The organism is Paenibacillus sp. GCM10028914, from assembly GCF_042666275.1.
Lineage (GTDB): Bacteria > Bacillota > Bacilli > Paenibacillales > Paenibacillaceae > Paenibacillus_AQ.
The window spans coordinates 255,178-271,074 of the sequence record NZ_JBHTFO010000004.1 but is presented as its reverse complement, the minus strand read 5'-3'; the positions used below and the strand labels follow the sequence as shown (position 1 = coordinate 271,074).

At 43.8% G+C, this 15,897-nt stretch carries 14 protein-coding genes, 2 tRNA genes and 1 other annotated feature; of the genes, 6 read left to right on the top strand and 10 right to left on the bottom strand.

The genetic code is table 11. The features are described from left to right. Window positions 1-13: 13 nt before the first annotated feature. The 4 genes from clpX to ACFQV5_RS03885 all read right to left on the bottom strand — a co-directional run bounded on the left by clpX (window position 14) and on the right by ACFQV5_RS03885 (window position 4,468). Window positions 14-1,276, bottom strand: coding sequence for an ATP-dependent protease ATP-binding subunit ClpX (clpX, locus tag ACFQV5_RS03900; protein WP_379243854.1), 1,263 nt, complete (start codon window positions 1,274-1,276; stop codon window positions 14-16). A 14-nt stretch (window positions 1,277-1,290) separates the two neighbouring features. Further along, window positions 1,291-1,881 (bottom strand): ATP-dependent Clp endopeptidase proteolytic subunit ClpP, encoded by a 591-nt coding sequence (gene clpP, locus ACFQV5_RS03895; RefSeq protein WP_379243852.1) that lies wholly within the window; start codon window positions 1,879-1,881, stop codon window positions 1,291-1,293. A 275-nt stretch (window positions 1,882-2,156) separates the two neighbouring features. After that, on the bottom strand, window positions 2,157-3,482 hold the full coding sequence (gene tig, locus ACFQV5_RS03890; protein WP_379243850.1) for a trigger factor: 1,326 nt from the start codon (window positions 3,480-3,482) through the stop codon (window positions 2,157-2,159). Between the two features lie 146 nt (window positions 3,483-3,628). Beyond that, window positions 3,629-4,468 carry a hypothetical protein gene (locus ACFQV5_RS03885; protein ID WP_379243964.1) on the bottom strand — a complete coding sequence of 280 codons (840 nt, stop codon included), beginning with the start codon at window positions 4,466-4,468 and terminating at the stop codon, window positions 3,629-3,631. Window positions 4,469-4,769: 301 nt separating this feature from the next. On the opposite strand from ACFQV5_RS03885, the gene ACFQV5_RS03880 reads away from it, so the two are divergent. The 4 genes from ACFQV5_RS03880 to ACFQV5_RS03865 all read left to right on the top strand — a co-directional run bounded on the left by ACFQV5_RS03880 (window position 4,770) and on the right by ACFQV5_RS03865 (window position 9,201). Next, a tRNA-Arg gene (locus ACFQV5_RS03880) sits at window positions 4,770-4,843 on the top strand. An 822-nt stretch (window positions 4,844-5,665) separates the two neighbouring features. After that, window positions 5,666-6,094 (top strand): EamA family transporter, encoded by a 429-nt coding sequence (locus ACFQV5_RS03875; RefSeq protein ID WP_379243848.1) that lies wholly within the window; start codon window positions 5,666-5,668, stop codon window positions 6,092-6,094. Between the two features lie 163 nt (window positions 6,095-6,257). Continuing rightward, entirely contained in the window at window positions 6,258-7,022 is a 765-nt protein-coding gene (locus ACFQV5_RS03870) for a class I SAM-dependent methyltransferase (RefSeq protein WP_379243846.1), read from the top strand. A 49-nt stretch (window positions 7,023-7,071) separates the two neighbouring features. Further along, window positions 7,072-7,290, top strand: a binding site (T-box leader). A gap of 39 nt (window positions 7,291-7,329) precedes the next feature. Next, the gene (locus ACFQV5_RS03865; protein ID WP_379243844.1) at window positions 7,330-9,201 is read left to right on the top strand and encodes an arginine--tRNA ligase; all 1,872 of its coding nucleotides are present in this window, start codon (window positions 7,330-7,332) and stop codon (window positions 9,199-9,201) included. Window positions 9,202-9,270: 69 nt separating this feature from the next. Here the strand turns inward: ACFQV5_RS03865 and ACFQV5_RS03860 are convergent, their stop codons facing one another. Then, window positions 9,271-9,717: a hypothetical protein gene (locus ACFQV5_RS03860; RefSeq protein ID WP_379243842.1), complete on the bottom strand. Its 447-nt coding sequence runs from the start codon at window positions 9,715-9,717 to the stop codon at window positions 9,271-9,273. Between the two features lie 417 nt (window positions 9,718-10,134). Beyond that, window positions 10,135-10,208 (bottom strand) — tRNA-Arg (locus ACFQV5_RS03855). A gap of 160 nt (window positions 10,209-10,368) precedes the next feature. On the opposite strand from ACFQV5_RS03855, the gene ACFQV5_RS03850 reads away from it, so the two are divergent. Next, entirely contained in the window at window positions 10,369-10,662 is a 294-nt protein-coding gene (locus tag ACFQV5_RS03850; RefSeq protein ID WP_379243839.1) for a magnetosome magnetite crystal formation protein family, read from the top strand. Window positions 10,663-10,798: 136 nt separating this feature from the next. Here the strand turns inward: ACFQV5_RS03850 and ACFQV5_RS03845 are convergent, their stop codons facing one another. The 3 genes from ACFQV5_RS03845 to ACFQV5_RS03835 all read right to left on the bottom strand — a co-directional run bounded on the left by ACFQV5_RS03845 (window position 10,799) and on the right by ACFQV5_RS03835 (window position 13,263). Then, on the bottom strand, window positions 10,799-12,271 hold the full coding sequence (locus ACFQV5_RS03845; RefSeq protein ID WP_379243837.1) for a copper amine oxidase N-terminal domain-containing protein: 1,473 nt from the start codon (window positions 12,269-12,271) through the stop codon (window positions 10,799-10,801). 308 nt (window positions 12,272-12,579) lie between these two features. Beyond that, window positions 12,580-12,924: a hypothetical protein gene (locus ACFQV5_RS03840; RefSeq protein ID WP_379243835.1), complete on the bottom strand. Its 345-nt coding sequence runs from the start codon at window positions 12,922-12,924 to the stop codon at window positions 12,580-12,582. 15 nt (window positions 12,925-12,939) lie between these two features. After that, window positions 12,940-13,263, bottom strand: a complete 324-nt coding sequence (locus tag ACFQV5_RS03835; RefSeq protein WP_379243833.1) for a hypothetical protein — start codon at window positions 13,261-13,263, stop codon at window positions 12,940-12,942. Window positions 13,264-13,423: 160 nt separating this feature from the next. Here ACFQV5_RS03835 and asnB point away from each other — a divergent pair, with 160 nt between their 5' ends. Beyond that, the gene (gene asnB, locus ACFQV5_RS03830; protein ID WP_379243831.1) at window positions 13,424-15,268 is read left to right on the top strand and encodes an asparagine synthase (glutamine-hydrolyzing); all 1,845 of its coding nucleotides are present in this window, start codon (window positions 13,424-13,426) and stop codon (window positions 15,266-15,268) included. Between the two features lie 87 nt (window positions 15,269-15,355). Here asnB and ACFQV5_RS03825 read toward each other — a convergent pair whose 3' ends face one another. Then, window positions 15,356-15,730 (bottom strand): VOC family protein, encoded by a 375-nt coding sequence (locus ACFQV5_RS03825; RefSeq protein WP_379243829.1) that lies wholly within the window; start codon window positions 15,728-15,730, stop codon window positions 15,356-15,358. Window positions 15,731-15,897: the final 167 nt, after the last annotated feature.

Here is a 15,897-nt window from a genome sequence, read left to right as displayed (position 1 = left end):
AACGCAATCGAACTTAGGCGCTTTCTTCCTGTTTCTTGTCATCATTTCCATTAGCTTGAAGTTCAGGAATAACTTTATCCTGTACTACTTTCTCGGTAATTACGCAATCTGTAATATCATCACGGGAAGGTACCTCGTACATCACGTCAAGCATAATACCTTCAATGATGGAACGAAGACCACGCGCACCGGTATTACGCTTAATTGCTTCGCGAGCAATAGCTTCCAGCGCTTCCGCTTCAAACTTCAGATTGACGTTATCCAGCTCAAGCAGCTTCTGATATTGCTTTGTGAGAGCATTCTTCGGTTCAGAAAGAATCCGAACAAGCGTCTTCTCATCAAGCGGTTCTAGTGTAGAGATCACTGGAAGACGTCCCACAAATTCCGGGATCAAACCGAATTTCAGAAGGTCTTCTGGTAATACCATTGTGAGGTATTCACCCGGTTTAAGGTCTTTTTGGCCTTCGCCCGAAGCGTTAAAACCAATTACCTTCTTGCCGATCCGGCGTTTAATATATTGCTCCAGACCGTCAAATGCTCCTCCACAAATGAACAGAATGTTCGTTGTGTCGATCTGAATAAATTCTTGATGAGGATGCTTACGTCCACCTTGAGGCGGAACAGAAGCTACAGTCCCCTCCAAAATTTTCAGCAAGGCCTGCTGAACACCCTCTCCGGAAACGTCACGTGTAATAGACGGATTCTCGGATTTACGAGCCACTTTATCAATTTCATCAATGTAGATAATACCGCGTTCTGCTTTCTCGACATCGAAATCTGCTGCTTGAATCAGCTTAAGCAGAATGTTCTCAACGTCTTCACCCACATATCCAGCTTCCGTAAGGGAAGTTGCATCTGCAATAGCAAAAGGAACGTTAAGAATTTTCGCCATGGTTTGTGCAAGCAACGTTTTACCAGATCCTGTTGGACCGAGCAGCAAAATGTTACTCTTTTGCAATTCAACATCTTCAACTTTGTTTTGCGTATTAATACGCTTGTAGTGGTTGTATACAGCAACAGCGAGAGACTTCTTAGCCTGATCCTGGCCGATAACGTACTGATCCAAAATATCACGGATTTCCCGTGGTTTTGGAATATCTTTCAGATCCACTTCTTCCTCGTGGCCTAGTTCCTCTTCCACGATTTCTGAGCACAAATCAATGCACTCGTCACATATATAAACGCCGGGTCCAGCAACTAGCTTGCGGACCTGCTCCTGCGACTTACCGCAGAAAGAGCATTTCAGCTGCCCTTTGTCGTCGTTAAATTTAAACATTCGATTACCACCTCTTAAGATTTGATCGGTGAAGACAGGACCTCGTCAATAATCCGGTAAGCTTTCGCTTCCTCCGCGCTCAAGAAATAGTCGCGGTCCGTATCGCGTTCAATTTTTTCAAGGGTTTGACCCGTGTGTTCCACATAGATACGGTTAAGTTTCTGTCTCGTCTTGATGATCCAATCTGCGTGGATTTGAATATCAGAGGCCTGGCCTTGAACCCCACCGAGCGGCTGATGAATCATCACTTCGCTGTTCTCCAGGGCAAAGCGTTTTCCCGGCGCTCCGGCAGTTAACAACAGTGATCCCATACTTGCGGCCATGCCTACGCAAATGGTGGATACATCAGGCTTGATGAACTGCATCGTATCATATATACCCATCCCAGCTGTTACAGAACCACCAGGAGAATTGATGTATAAACTGATGTCTTTTTCCGGATCCTCCGCAGCTAGAAACAATAGCTGGGCGATAACAAGATTGGCAACATCGTCATCGATCGCACTGCTGAGGAAGATGATGCGATCTTTCAGTAATCGGGAGTAGATATCATAGGATCTTTCTCCTCGATTTGTTTGTTCTACAACCATAGGTACAAGACTCATGCGACCAACCTCTTTTCCTTGAATATACTTGAGCGTTACAAAAGTTATTCTAACATGTTCAAAGCGCCATGTCATTTTTTAACCATGGTTACATTCTATGAACATCTAAAAAAATATATCCTGCCAACTTGTCTCATTATGTATTTTATCGATTTTCCCCATTTAATGTTAGAAATAGTAATAAAATGGGTGTTATTAGTTAAAAATAAGGCACGTAATTAAAGTACGTGCCTTATCTAATGTAACGGCAGCTTATGCAGCAGCCTTATTTTCTATTATTCTTCTGTTGCTGTTTCTTCTTTAGCAACCGGTGCACCCTCTACGCTGTTCTCCAGCAAGAAGTCGATTGTTTTACGAAGAACGAGCTCTTCACGAAGACTGTCGAGGGAACCGTTAGAAGCCAAAATGTTACGAATTTCATCAACAGGGCGCTTGTAAGTTTCAGCCATGTTGTTCAATTCTTCATTGATTTCTTCTTCAGTTGCTTCGAGTTTTTCTTCTTTTGCGATTTGCTCAAGAACTAGGTTGTTACGAACACGTTTTGTAGCATCGTCCTTCATTTGACCTTCCAAGTCTGCACTTGTTTGGCCGGAGAAGCTAAGGAACATTTCAAGGTTCATACCTTGTTGGCGAAGACGGTTGTCGAAATCGCGCATCATGTTTTGAACTTCGGATTGTACCATTGCTTCAGGAATTTCGATTTCAGCGTTTGCTGCTGCTTTTTCAACAACTTCGTTTTCACGAACGCCTTGAGCTTCTTGCTCTTTACGCTTCAAAAGTTGTTTTTTCAGATCTTCTTTATACTCATCAAGAGTGTCGAATTCACTAACATCTTTAGCAAACTCGTCATCCAGCTCAGGAAGCTGTTTACGCTTGATTTCATGTACTTTTACTTTGAAGACTGCTTTCTTGTTAGCAAGCTCTTCAGCGTGATAAGTCTCAGGGAATGTTACTTCAACGTCTTTGAAGTCACCAGTACCCATTCCGATTACTTGGTCTTCAAAACCTGGAATGAATGTGTTGCTTCCAAGCTCTAGAGAATAACGCTCAGCTTGTCCACCTTCGAAAGGTACGCCGTCAACGGAACCGTCAAAGTCGATCACCGCGATGTCGCCAGAAGCTGCTGTACCTTCATCGATTACAGCAAGTTCAGCATGACGCTCTTGCAGACGAGTAAGTTCTTGACTCAACTCTTCTTCAGTTACTTCAGCTGTAACAGGCGCTACTTCAAGACCTTTGTAGTCTCCAAGTTTCACTTCAGGTTTAACAGTTACTTTCGCTTTAAACTTGAATACTTCGCCTTTACCGAATTGCTCGATATCGATCTCTGGACGATCTACAGGGAAGATGTCTGCTTGTTCAACAGCTTCTCCGTATACTTCAGGAAGCAGAATGTCGATAGCGTCTTGATAGAGGCTTTCTACACCAAAACGTGCTTCAAAAATCGAACGAGGTACCTTACCTTTACGGAAACCAGGTACATTCGCTTTTTTAACTACTTTATTAAAAGCCTTATCGAGGGCAGCCGCTACGCGGTCCGCTTCAACCTCAACTTCAAGAACGCCAAGGTTCTTCTCTATTTTTTCCCAAGTTGCTTTCATTTATGCTTTCCCCTCCAAAATAATTCACGTGGTCGGCGCAGATAATATATCACGTACCGAATAACCACTATAGTATAAACAACATTAAATCCTTTTTCAAGGGCGAACCCTTACGGCATCATACCGAAAGCGTTTCCCCTACTTTGCTAGTCCTCAACACCAGCTGAGACAAATTGCTTGAGAGAGCGATATGCCTGCTCATATCTGAATCGCATCGTATCGGTAATTCCATAGTAAGAACGAATTTCTTCTTCGTCACTGCTGCCTTTTAAACTTTCAGAGACGATATCGTGTAAGGCCGCGGCCCAAATATCCAGTGTAGATTCCTCATCTTCCAGTAAAGACCGATAGTCTTTTGTTCCATAAATGGCCATTACAAACTGCGTCCACAGCTCTTGAGCAAAATAAAACAAGGTTGGCTCATGCACTTCCGTTTTTTCAGCCACGCGATCCAATATTTGAAGTACTGCTTCTGGAAATTCGCTATGGCTCAAAGGAACTTTATCAACGTCAATCTCTACCGTTTCCGTTCCTCTAGGAAGTGTTATCACGCCGCTCATCTCCCGGCGGCGAAGTGTCTGCAGGACACGGAACTGCAACAGAGGATGAAGAGGCTTCTCTTTAAGCCATCCTGCAAGAGCCGAATCGATCTCCGGCCTATCGAGATAAGCTAATTGTTCCAGCGCAAGTACCGTTTGTTCTGTCAAAGGACCGTTCATCACGGTGTCCAGCAGTTTATCAGCGTATCCCGCGTCCTGAGAAAGCTTGTCTTGGGCCATGCGGCGCTTCATCTCCGCTTCGTCCTCGTCACTCTCTCCATCAGCTTCTTGCTCACCGGAAGGACTGGATATAGATGATGGAAAAGCTGCTTCCAGCCACTCTAGCAGTGCCTGCCATTCTTCATAACTCCGTTCATTCTGGCCTTGGCACTGAAGCAGAAACCGGAGGAGCTCCATGGCCTCCCCGTAACGTTCGTTTTCGAGCATGACGGTAAGTTGTATCTGGTAGTAATCCAATGTCTTCGGAAACAGGATGATGTTCTTGTCTTCTTGATCAGGGGAGTTGGAGTCCTTTATAAGGACACCTCCTTTCTATTCTTTTTCATATTTGTTTGTAGATTATAGCATATCCTCTGCGAAGTTAAAAAAACACAAATTGCAAGAGATCTAAACTATATAAACACGTTTACAGCTAGCTTTATCCTGAACACAAATTAAAATAATTCGAATTAATGGGTTGATTTTTTTCTCATGACATGGTACGATATTTCCTGCTTGAAAAAATCATGTCCCAGTAGCTCAGCTGGATAGAGCAACGGCCTTCTAAGCCGTCGGTCAGGGGTTCGAATCCCTTCTGGGACGTATAAAGCAAACCGCCTTTTTGGCGGTTTTTTTTTCGTATTCCAGAAGGTGAGAACCCCTGATAGGGGTTCGTCGGAGCATTCTCATCGTTAGCATCTGCTTCGCAGTCGGCCTGCTATGGCCGTACCCCGGTCTGGGACGTATAAAGCAAACCGCCTTTTTGGCGGTTTTTTTCGTATTCCAGAAGTTGAGAACACCAGATAGGGGTTCGTCGGAGCATTCTCATCGTTAGCATCAGCTTCGCAGTCGGCCTGCTATGGCCGTACCCCGGTCTGGGACGTATAAAGCAAACCGCCTTTATGGCGGTTTTTTTTCGTATTCCAGAAGGTGAGGACCCCTGATAGGGGTTCGTCGGAGCATTCTCATCGTTAGCATCTGCTTCGCAGTCGGCCTGCTATGGCCGTACCCCGGTCTGGGACGTATAAAGCAAACCGCCTTTTTGGCGGTTTTTTTTCGTATTCCAGAAGGGTGTTGTGCTCTTATTTTATTTTCGCGGACTGACGTTCCGTTATTTGAGTCATTTTTACTATTTGAGCCTATTAGCGGACCCAGAGGACGTTATTACCTTAAGAACGAGTAAATATAGGTGCTTTTTGAGTAAATAAGTACATCTGTGTCCACTAAGGTTGGAATAAACCTTCCGAAGTAACAAATAATGTCTTCTCTGTCCGTTAAGATAGCCTCCTATAACCTAAACATACCGCTACTGGGAATTTGTAACTAGTAACTAGTAATTAATTATTTATTTTAGGATTACTTATAATGTTCTATACTACTAAGAGAAAATATTACCTAAATCCCTGTGCATAAGGAGGATCCGGCATGCCTTTATGGCTTACCTATGCCCTGCTCTCAGCCGTAACGGCCGCTCTCGTGGCCATCTTCGGAAAAATTGGGCTTCAAAACATTGACGCAAACTCTGCAACAGCCATCCGCGCTGTGATCATGGCACTATTTTTACTTGGTGTCGTAGCCGTTCAGGGCAAGTTTACGCAGCTCGGTGAAATTTTACTTCAGAAAAAAGCACTTAGCTTCATTGTACTCAGCGGAGTAGCCGGAGCCTTATCGTGGCTTTTTTATTTTTTGGCACTGAAATACGGAAAGGTATCACAAGTCGGACCTATTGATAAACTCAGTGTCGTTATTGCGGTTATACTGGCTTTTGTGTTTCTCGGCGAGAAAATCTCATGGATCAATGCGGCTGGGGTTGCTATGATTGCTGTTGGAGCTTTGTTAGTAGCTGTAAAATAACCTACATACTCTCACAAAAAGACCGTCTACAGACGGTCTTTTTTCTATCTATCTGTTATGCCCAGATATAGGTAATGGCTATAAGCTCCATAATAACTATGTATTTCATTTTATAACTCCATCTGTGCCACAATTAGAGCAACCAAATTTAAGGAGTGGTATTATGAGCTCATCCCAAGTGTGGAAGCCAAAAGATTATGATCAGCAGTTATCTTTTGTATCATCATACGGAAAAGGATTACTCGAGCTATTAGCCCCTCATCAAGGTGAACGGATTCTCGATCTTGGGTGCGGCACCGGCGATCTGGCAAGCGAGATTGCAGCCTCTGGAGCGATCGTTGTTGGGATGGATTTCTCCGAAGAGATGATTAGCACAGCAAAGGAAAAATATCCTGAAATCACTTTTCTCACAGGAAATGGAGAAAACTTTACAACAGATACCGTTTTCGATGCTGTGTTCTCCAATGCTGCACTCCACTGGATGACAAATGCCGCTGAAGTTGCATCATCTGTATATCGTGCACTAAAACCAGGCGGGCGTTTCATAGCTGAATTTGGCGGAAGAGGTAATATCGAAACGATCGTAGAGGCAATCTATAAAGTTCTTTCTTCCCACTACAGTCAGGATGTAAGTAAGTACAATCCTTGGTATTTTCCGAGTATAGGTGAATATGCTTCTTTATTGGAAAAGAGCGGATTTCATGTGACTTTAGCTCAGCATTATGAACGTCCAACCCGGCTTAATGATGGGGAAAATGGGATCAAGAACTGGCTTGCTCATATGGGAGATAGCTTTTTCATCGGACTTACACCTGAAGAAAAAAGCGAAGCGGTTGAACATATAAGCCGGCTAACGGAAGAAACTCTGTGGAATGGCGATGCGTTTTATGCAGATTACAAGAGGCTTCGAATTGTCGCTTACAAATGACCATTGATTTTGCAAACAGATTGGGTATAATATAAAAAACTCAAAACAACACAGTTCAATGATTGGGAGAGTAATGAGCGGTATCTATGTCCAAGCGAGCCGGGATGGTGGGAACCGGTACAGATGCGTTCACGAAACGGACCCATGAGATGGTCTTCTGAAATATATAGTAGGAAGCCCCGGCTTACACCGTTAAAGTAATCAAGTGGCTAGACCTATATGTCTAGCAACGAGAGTGGTACCGCGAGCTATAGTCCTCGTCTCTTATGAGATGAGGGCTTTTTTTATTTTCTAAGGGGGATTAAACATGCTAAGTCAGTTCATCATTTCTAACATTGAACAAGCTGTGCAGAAAATTGCTTCATCTACTATTCCAGAAACGCAGTTACCGAATAATGTTCAGGTACAAGTAGAGCAGCCAGCCAACATAGACCATGGGGACTACTCTACGAACATTGCGATGCAGCTTGCCAAAGCTCTTCGCAAGGCGCCTTTGCAAATCGCTGAACAAATCAAAGCTCAGCTTGAACAGAATGAACCATTTACCACACTGATTCGGAATATTCAGGTTGTTCCGCCTGGCTTCATTAACTTCCATCTGAATTGGGCTAGTTGGGCTCAAATGAAGTTCGAGTTGCCACAATCGTCTTCACACAAGGTCGTTATTGAACATACCTCGATCAATCCGAATAAATCTGCACATATCGGGCATTTGAGAAATTCATGTATCGGAGATACACTCGTGCGCCTAATGAGAAAAATCGGACACGATGTAGAGGTGCACAACTACATTGATGATCTGGGCAACCAATTGGCGGATACGGTTGTTGGCATTCAGAATGTTTCGTTATCCAAAGACCATCAACGTTTCGGCGATTACTGTTGGGATATTTATTCTGCCATCAACAAGGCTTATCAAGAAGATCCAGAGCTAGTCAAGCAAAGAACCGAAGTTCTTCATGCACTGGAAGAAGGCAATCAGAATATGTCATGGATCGGACTGCTCGTAGCTGAGCGAATCGTGAGAGAACACATCGAGGAAATGAAACAATTTGGTATTGAATATGACCTTCTCGTCTGGGAAAGCAATATCGTTAGAGAAGGTTTTTGGGATTCCGCGTTCGAACTTCTTAAGCAGACTTCCCTGTTTCATCAAGAAACTGAAGGCAAGCTCGCTGGCTGCTGGGTATTGAAGCAATCAACGCAAGAGACAGATGCCGAGGATAATGAGGCAGAACATAGTATTGATAAAGTGTTAGTTCGTTCTAACGGCATTCTGACCTATACTGCAAAAGATATAGCTTATCATTTATGGAAGTACGGCTTGCTCCAAAATGATTTTGTATACAAAAAATTCACAGGAGATGTTTGGACAACCAGCTCTCACGGCGAACATCAATCATTCGGCAAAGCGGATATGGTTATCAATGTCATTGATTATAGACAGCAATACCCGCAGCTAATGGTTAAGCAAGCACTTGAAGGATTAGGTTTTACTAACGAAGCTGAGAAACTACGCCATGTTAGCTATGGAGTCGTATCCTTAAGCCCGTCTGCTGCAGCGGATCTCGGTATCGATACATCCGATGGCAAAACTTCTTATGCTATGTCCGGACGCCAAGGAATTGGCATCAAAATAACAGAGCTCATTAACCTGATGGAAAATGTCATCGAGGATTCCCGTTCGGACAAAAACGGGGTCTCCAGCCGAGAAATTGCCATCGCGTCCATCCGTTACTATTTACTGCGCTTTGCTCTGCAGACAGAAGTCGTGTTCGATCTGAAACAAGCTACCGAAATTTCCGGGAATACAGGTGTCTATCTACTCTACTCCTACGCACGTGCTCTTAGTGTCTTGAACAAGGCTAAAGATAAAGACGTGATACCTGTTGTTCCAGAACAATTCCCTGATCTTGAAAAAGCAGAGCACGCTCTGCTCAGACATATCAGCACTTGGCATGATTCGCTGTATGCTGCGGGCAAAGAGCTTACACCAAGCTCTCTGTGCAATTACGCATATGAATTGGCTTCGTTATTCAACAATTTCTATGCAGCATGCCCGATCCTCAAGGCAGAAGCAGAAGTGCTAAGCTTCCGTGTATGGCTAACCTCTATTTTCAAAGATACACTTGGTGAAGCGTTAGATGTTCTTGGACTGCCTAAACCAAGCCGTATGTAAGACATTCTTACAAAAAGCCCCCATTCTCGTTTTATACGAAAAAGAGGGCTTCTTTTTTCTTTCCTTCTATTATGACTGTAATCCACGTAACGTCAGTTTAATGTTATAACCTTGCCCATTCGGTGTGGTTTCTGCAATCGTCCAGTTAACGGCTAAAGTCCGCTTTAGCTTCTCTAACTGTTCTTCCTGTACAGGGAGATTCTCGATAATTCCCTCACCGACAATAAAATCAGATTCCGAATTTAAATGAAAGGCTTCTTCAAGCCATACTTTCAAACCATTCCTCGTATTAAATGTAATCCGGTACCCTTCAAGCACCGCCTTCTCCAAATCCTCGCCATGCTCTTTCGCATAACTGTAAAATTCTGAATAATCAAAATTACTGCTTTGTGCGGTCTTGAATGCTTCAGTCTCGCCTGAACGTATAGCGTGCAAGAGTTCATTTTCTTGGACTCCGCTTTTTCGTGCATGCTCTATAAGAATCGCAGAACGTTGAGATATTTTGGTTTCTGACACTGGTGATCGCTCTCCTTTATGTATGTTAATTATCAATTATACGCGAAAAACGCCAGAATGGTATTTTCTTTATACCTATCTGGGGTTCTCACCTTCTGGAATACGAAAAAAAAACGCCATAATGGCGGTTTGCTTTATACGTCCCAGACCGGGGTACGGCCTTTTAAGGCCGACTGCGATGCAGATGCTTACGATGTGAATGCTCCGACGAACCCCTATCTGGGGTTCTCACCTTCTGGAATACGAAAAAAACCGCCATAAAGGCGGTTTTACTTGGACGTCCCAGACCGGGGTACGGCCTTTTAAGGCCGACTGCGATGCAGATGCTTACGATGTGAATGCTCCGACGAACCCCTATTTGGGGTTCTCACCTTCTGGTATACGAAAAAAACCGCCATAAAGGCGGTTTTACTTGGACGTCCCAGAAGGGATTCGAACCCCTGACCGACGGCTTAGAAGGCCGTTGCTCTATCCAGCTGAGCTACTGGGACATGATATGTAAAACGAAACGAAAAACAGTAACGAAATATATTATATCGCATATTCAGCATTTATCAAACAAAAATTTTGACGATAAAATAACTTTTGAATCAGCATGCCGCTAACAGGGTAATATGAATACAAGTTACAGAATTCGAAAGGGGCATCTCCATGAGGCAATTACTCTCTTCACTATCGTACTTCAGCATCTTCTTTGCACCGTTTATACTACCGATCATTGTATGGATCGCCTCTAATGACATCTATGTCGAAAAACACGCGAAACGAGCACTAATTTCTCACTTGTTTCCGGTTGTCGCCGGCATCATATTAATTATCATGGCGATTGGATCCGGCTCATTCGGCGCAGTTCTCGGTTATGTCGTGCTGTTCGGCGCCATTTACTTCGGTGCCTTTGTATACAACGTAGTCAAAGGAATACAAGTGCTGCAAGAATACGCCTAAATTCAGCTATGAATTACCTGACGAAAGCACACACTTTCGAAATAGCAACATAATGTTCAGTATGCATTCGTGCTTTACCATATATAATGGGGGCGTCTTAAGGTTGAATAACCTGTATGACGCCCCCATTTCTCTTTTACTTCGTCGTAATCAATACCATCTGTTCGTTCTTATCCCACTTAACCTCGCTGCCGAGAGCGTCAGCTACAAAACGAAGCGGCACCATCGTCGTCCCTCTCACCGAGCGTGGTGCGATGTCAAGAGTTACCGTTTTGCCATTGACTACCGCTTGCTTAGAACCCATCTTCAACTTTATATTGGTCGATCCCTTAGTAGAAGTGACCGTCTGTGTTTTCTGATCCCATTTGACAGGAGCTTGCAGTGACTCAAAAATCGGGCGCATCGGAACAAGGATATTGCCATTTACCATAACTGGCGCTTGGGCGTAGGACTGCAATTGACCGTTTATTTTAATACGAATTGGTTCTGCACCAATCTCTTTTCCAGCTTCATCATAATATTTCAATTTCACACTGCTTACACGGCTGTCATAATCGATTCGCAGCGTTGTTGTCTCATTAGCAAGCATATACACCTTATCCGTATCCGATCCAAGGGAGCGTCCTTTCGCATCATATGCAGTGGATTTCACAGTGATCCGCTGACTCTTAACGCCGTTCTCTATCCCAATGGTAACAACTAGCTTGTTGTTGATCCGGGTTCTCCCCTCAGCAATAATCTTAGGTGTCTGACTGCTCCCCGTTAAAAATACCTTCACGCCGCTAATAGCTTTTCCAGACTCAAGTTTAGCCTCAAAGTTGGCAATTTCATTGCCTATCAAATAACCTGTGGTCGTATTAACTTCAAGCACTTTCCCACTTGAGTTACTGCCCACTATAATGACTCCCACTCTGCCGCCTTCGTTGCGATTATGAATGGTTCCTGTAATAATTAGTTTTCCATTCTCCACTCGGCTTCCTGTTTGGAGAAGCTTTACAGCATCCTCTTTCGAATCAATAACTGTTACCTTGACACTTTTAATCTGGTTTACAGCTTTCAACTGTATCTCATATGTAGCAACCTCGCCACCTATTTGATAACTGCTTGCTGATTTAACTTCTATAGCCTTACCATTAGCATCATAACCTACGGCAAGCATCCCCACCTGTCTGCCCTCAGTTGCATTCTGAACAGCACCAGATACCAGGATACCGTCCTTCTCTGTGCGGGTACCCGATTCTAAAAGCACCGCTTGGCTGCCTGCAGCTGCTGCTGGAAGTACCTTTACCTCTTTGATCTTACTCCCGCTTTCTAAAGCTACTTCGAAGGTTTCTATCTCATTACTCATGAGATATGCGGAGTCCCCTATTACTTCAATTGCTTTGCCATTCTCATCGTAACCTACCACCACAAATCCAGCTTGTGTGCCGCTTCCACCGTTACGAACATCAAAACTAACGGTCATTTTTCCATTGACCAATTCCTGTGTTGATTCGATTACGGTAATAGCGTTAACTTCCTCAGCACTAGCGGATGGCTGTATAGATCCAAAAGCCAAAACCACCGCCAGCATACCTGCCCCGATTGTTTGAATAAAGCGCTTGTTCAAATCTCATCTCTCCTCAAGAAGTATTGGTTAATATACTATTGCACTAATCCATCATTATAGGGATACGAGATCGTCAAGCATATAGAGGCGAAGTCCCATTTCCAAAACATTCACATAAAAGTACATAACTGGTACGTGACACCTAATTTTGTATATAAAAGAGCAACTGAAGTTCCTATCTTTCCTTATCGATTTGCAGATAAATGTAATCAAAAACTGATATCATGTGACAGAAATCAACAAAAAAGAGACCATGCCTATTTTAGGTCTGGTCTCCTCATGAATCCATGCTATATCTCCACTTAACTTTAAAAGCGCTCATTCAATTGTTGAGTTAGTGTACCGGTGGATAATAGTTGCTGTTTAAACTGCTCACGTTCCTCTTCCGCGGTGCCTATTGCATTGTTTACAAAAGCGATATCTGTAGCATCCTCATAAGCATTATGCATACTGTTATCGAACCAGTCCTGCTCTAAGGAGGCATCACTTCGGACAACCTTAACCAGTTCATAACCTCCCAGCCGTGCCGATGGTGCCAGATAGGCTAGAACCACCTTGTCTGTTCCAGAAGAGGGGTATACCTCAACCTCTGCACAAGGTGTGCCATTCACCTCCGTCATGCGGCGGATCTTAGCATCCTTAATAGAGTACATTTTTCAATTCTCCTCTCAATGATCTGTGAAATGGGAAAGTAGCCGCAGCTGCTGCATTTGAGATTTGGTTTCTGGTGTTCCCAAACGATAAATCGTCATATACACATGATCCAATGCATCCTGAAATAACGCATTCGTACTCTGCTCTGGCGTATCAGGCCATGGAAAAACGTAACCAGGGAAGGCTTCCTCTTCTTTTTCCTGCATTAAATCCAGTTCAATACGTACCTGATCCGCTTCCTCTGGTGTCGCCTCAATCTCCCATTCATATGAGCTTGCTCCCTGCTCTGTTAAAACCGAGCGGCTCTGGACGGAGACGTAATACGTCGACTTGTCCATGTCGCTCTCACCCCTTCGCTTTGGATTCGTCCTCCTTCATAGTTTTCGTTAAAGGACAGACATTTTATGCCTTGCTTCGGCATATATCTTTATGACTTTGGCGATTAGAAACAAAAAGTAGGTCATCGTATGACAAAGACAAAAGAGAGGATGATCCGTCATGTGCGGAATAACCGGTTTTATACAGTGGAGTGGCGACTTAACCCAGGACTCACAGCTGCTGGTTCGAATGACTGAGAGCATTGCACACCGCGGTCCTGACGGCTCAGGTACATGGATCTCCAATCCGTGTGCATTTGGACATCGGCGGCTCAGTGTTATCGACCCTGAGAATGGTGCCCAACCCATGATTGTTCACAAGGAAGAAGATATTTACGCAATTGTATATAATGGGGAGTTATATAATGCCGCTGAACTGAAAGACGAACTGGTTCAAAGAGGACACCGTTTCAAAACAAAATGCGATACTGAAGTTCTGCTCGTCTCCTATATCGAATGGGGACCCGATTGCTTGGATCGATTAAATGGAATATTTGCGTTTGCCATTTGGGATAGTGTCAGAGAACAAGTATTTTTAGCCAGAGACAGAGTCGGGGTTAAACCTCTGTTCTACAGTTACATCGACGGAACACTTATCTTTGGATCTGAACCGAAAGCGCTGCTCCAACATCCTAAAGTAGAACCTGTGGTTGGACCGGAAGGTTTAGCAGAAGTGTTTATCTTAGGTCCTGCAAGAACACCTGGACACGGTGTGTATCGAGATATATCTGAGTTAAAGCCTGGTCATGCCATGATATTTAATCGGGGAGGACTTCGATCTTATACGTATTGGAAACTAACAAGTAGGCCGCATGAAGATGATGTAGAGCAAACAGCAGCTCATCTTCGAGAGCTGCTATTTGATACCGTCGAAAGACAGCTGGTATCCGATGTTCCAGTCTGCTCCCTGCTATCCGGAGGACTGGATTCAAGCGCCTTATCTGCCATTGCTGTTGATTATTACAAACAGACTGGCCAAGGGCAGATTCATACGTATTCTGTAGATTATGTAGATAATAACAGGCATTTTCAGTCCCATTCCTTCCAGCCTGGATCTGATGCACCTTGGATTAAACGAATGTATGAAGAACTAGGAACGGAACATCACTGGATTGAATTCGATACACCTGAGCTGATTGAGGCTCTTGAATTATCCACCCAAAAACGAGATCTTCCGGGAATGGCCGATGTCGATGCTTCCTTGCTCCTGTTTTGTCAGGAGATTAAAAAAGGGGCGACTGTGGCCATATCTGGTGAAGCCGCGGATGAAATATTCGGCGGATATCCTTGGTTTCACAGAGAGGATATGCTGAATTCAGGAACCTTCCCTTGGTCTGTTGCTCCGGATATGCGCGCAGGACTGCTCTCTGCTGAAATAAAAGAGTGGATTTCTCCTCTCGAATATTTGGGAGACCGATATAGTGATGCAGTTGCAGAGGTTCCGCTATTGAGAGAAGAAACCGGTCAGCAAGCAAAAATGCGAATCATGTCCTATCTGAATATCACCCGTTTCATGCCAACGCTGTTAGATCGTAAGGACCGTATGAGCATGGGCGTTGGGTTGGAAGTACGCGTTCCTTATACAGATCACCGCCTGATTGACTATGTGTGGAATATTCCATGGAGTATCAAATCAACAGGAGACCGCGAAAAAGGTATTCTTCGTAAAGCACTTGAAGGAGTCCTTCCGAATGATGTACTTTATCGTAAAAAGAGCCCTTATCCAAAAACACATAATCCCAACTACCTGGCAGCCGTGAAACAGCAGGTGCTTTCGATTCTGGATGAGCCTTCATCTCCACTCTTACCGCTTGTGGATACCAAAAGAATCCGGGAACTTGCCTCTTCTCCCGAGGCATCCTCTAACCTGCCTTGGTTCGGCCAGCTGATGTCAGGGCCACAGCTCTTTGCGTATTTATCTCAGGTGAATTACTGGCTGAAAGAATATAATGTAGCTATCCGGTGAACAATGATTTCTTATAATCAATCAAAAAAATTGCCGTATCCATGTGCTCCATGGATACGGCATTTATATTTAGAGCCAGCTCATTTTTTATAACCACTCCAGAAATTCAAGACGATTTCCAAATGGATCCTTTAAATAGAAGCGTTTCACTCCTTCATCCTTTCGTACATCGTCATTAATGACCGGGACATCATGGATCAGCAAGTAATCTCTCAATTCATCGAGATGAACAACGTGAAACGCCGGATGAGCCTTCGTAGCAGGCGTAAAGTCCTGTTGTACTCCAATATGAACCTGATGTGTACCACACTCAAACCAGACACCGCCGCGTTTTTTCAGGGGTTCGGGCTTATCGATTTCTGGCCAGCCTAACAATCCTGTAAAAAAGTGCCTTGCTTCCTCTTCACATCCTGCAGGAGCTGCTAATTGAATATGATCAATCCCAGTAAATGAATAACTCATCTTAAAACCTCCCCTCTCTTCGTATTTCACACAATGAAACTACGTTTCATTATAATTATATTATAAATACCAAAAATAACCACGTCATTTTAACTGAATTTTGTAAATAAAAAAAACAGAACATCTCCCGTTCTCATCAAAAAATCGGGAAACATCCTGTTTCTTCT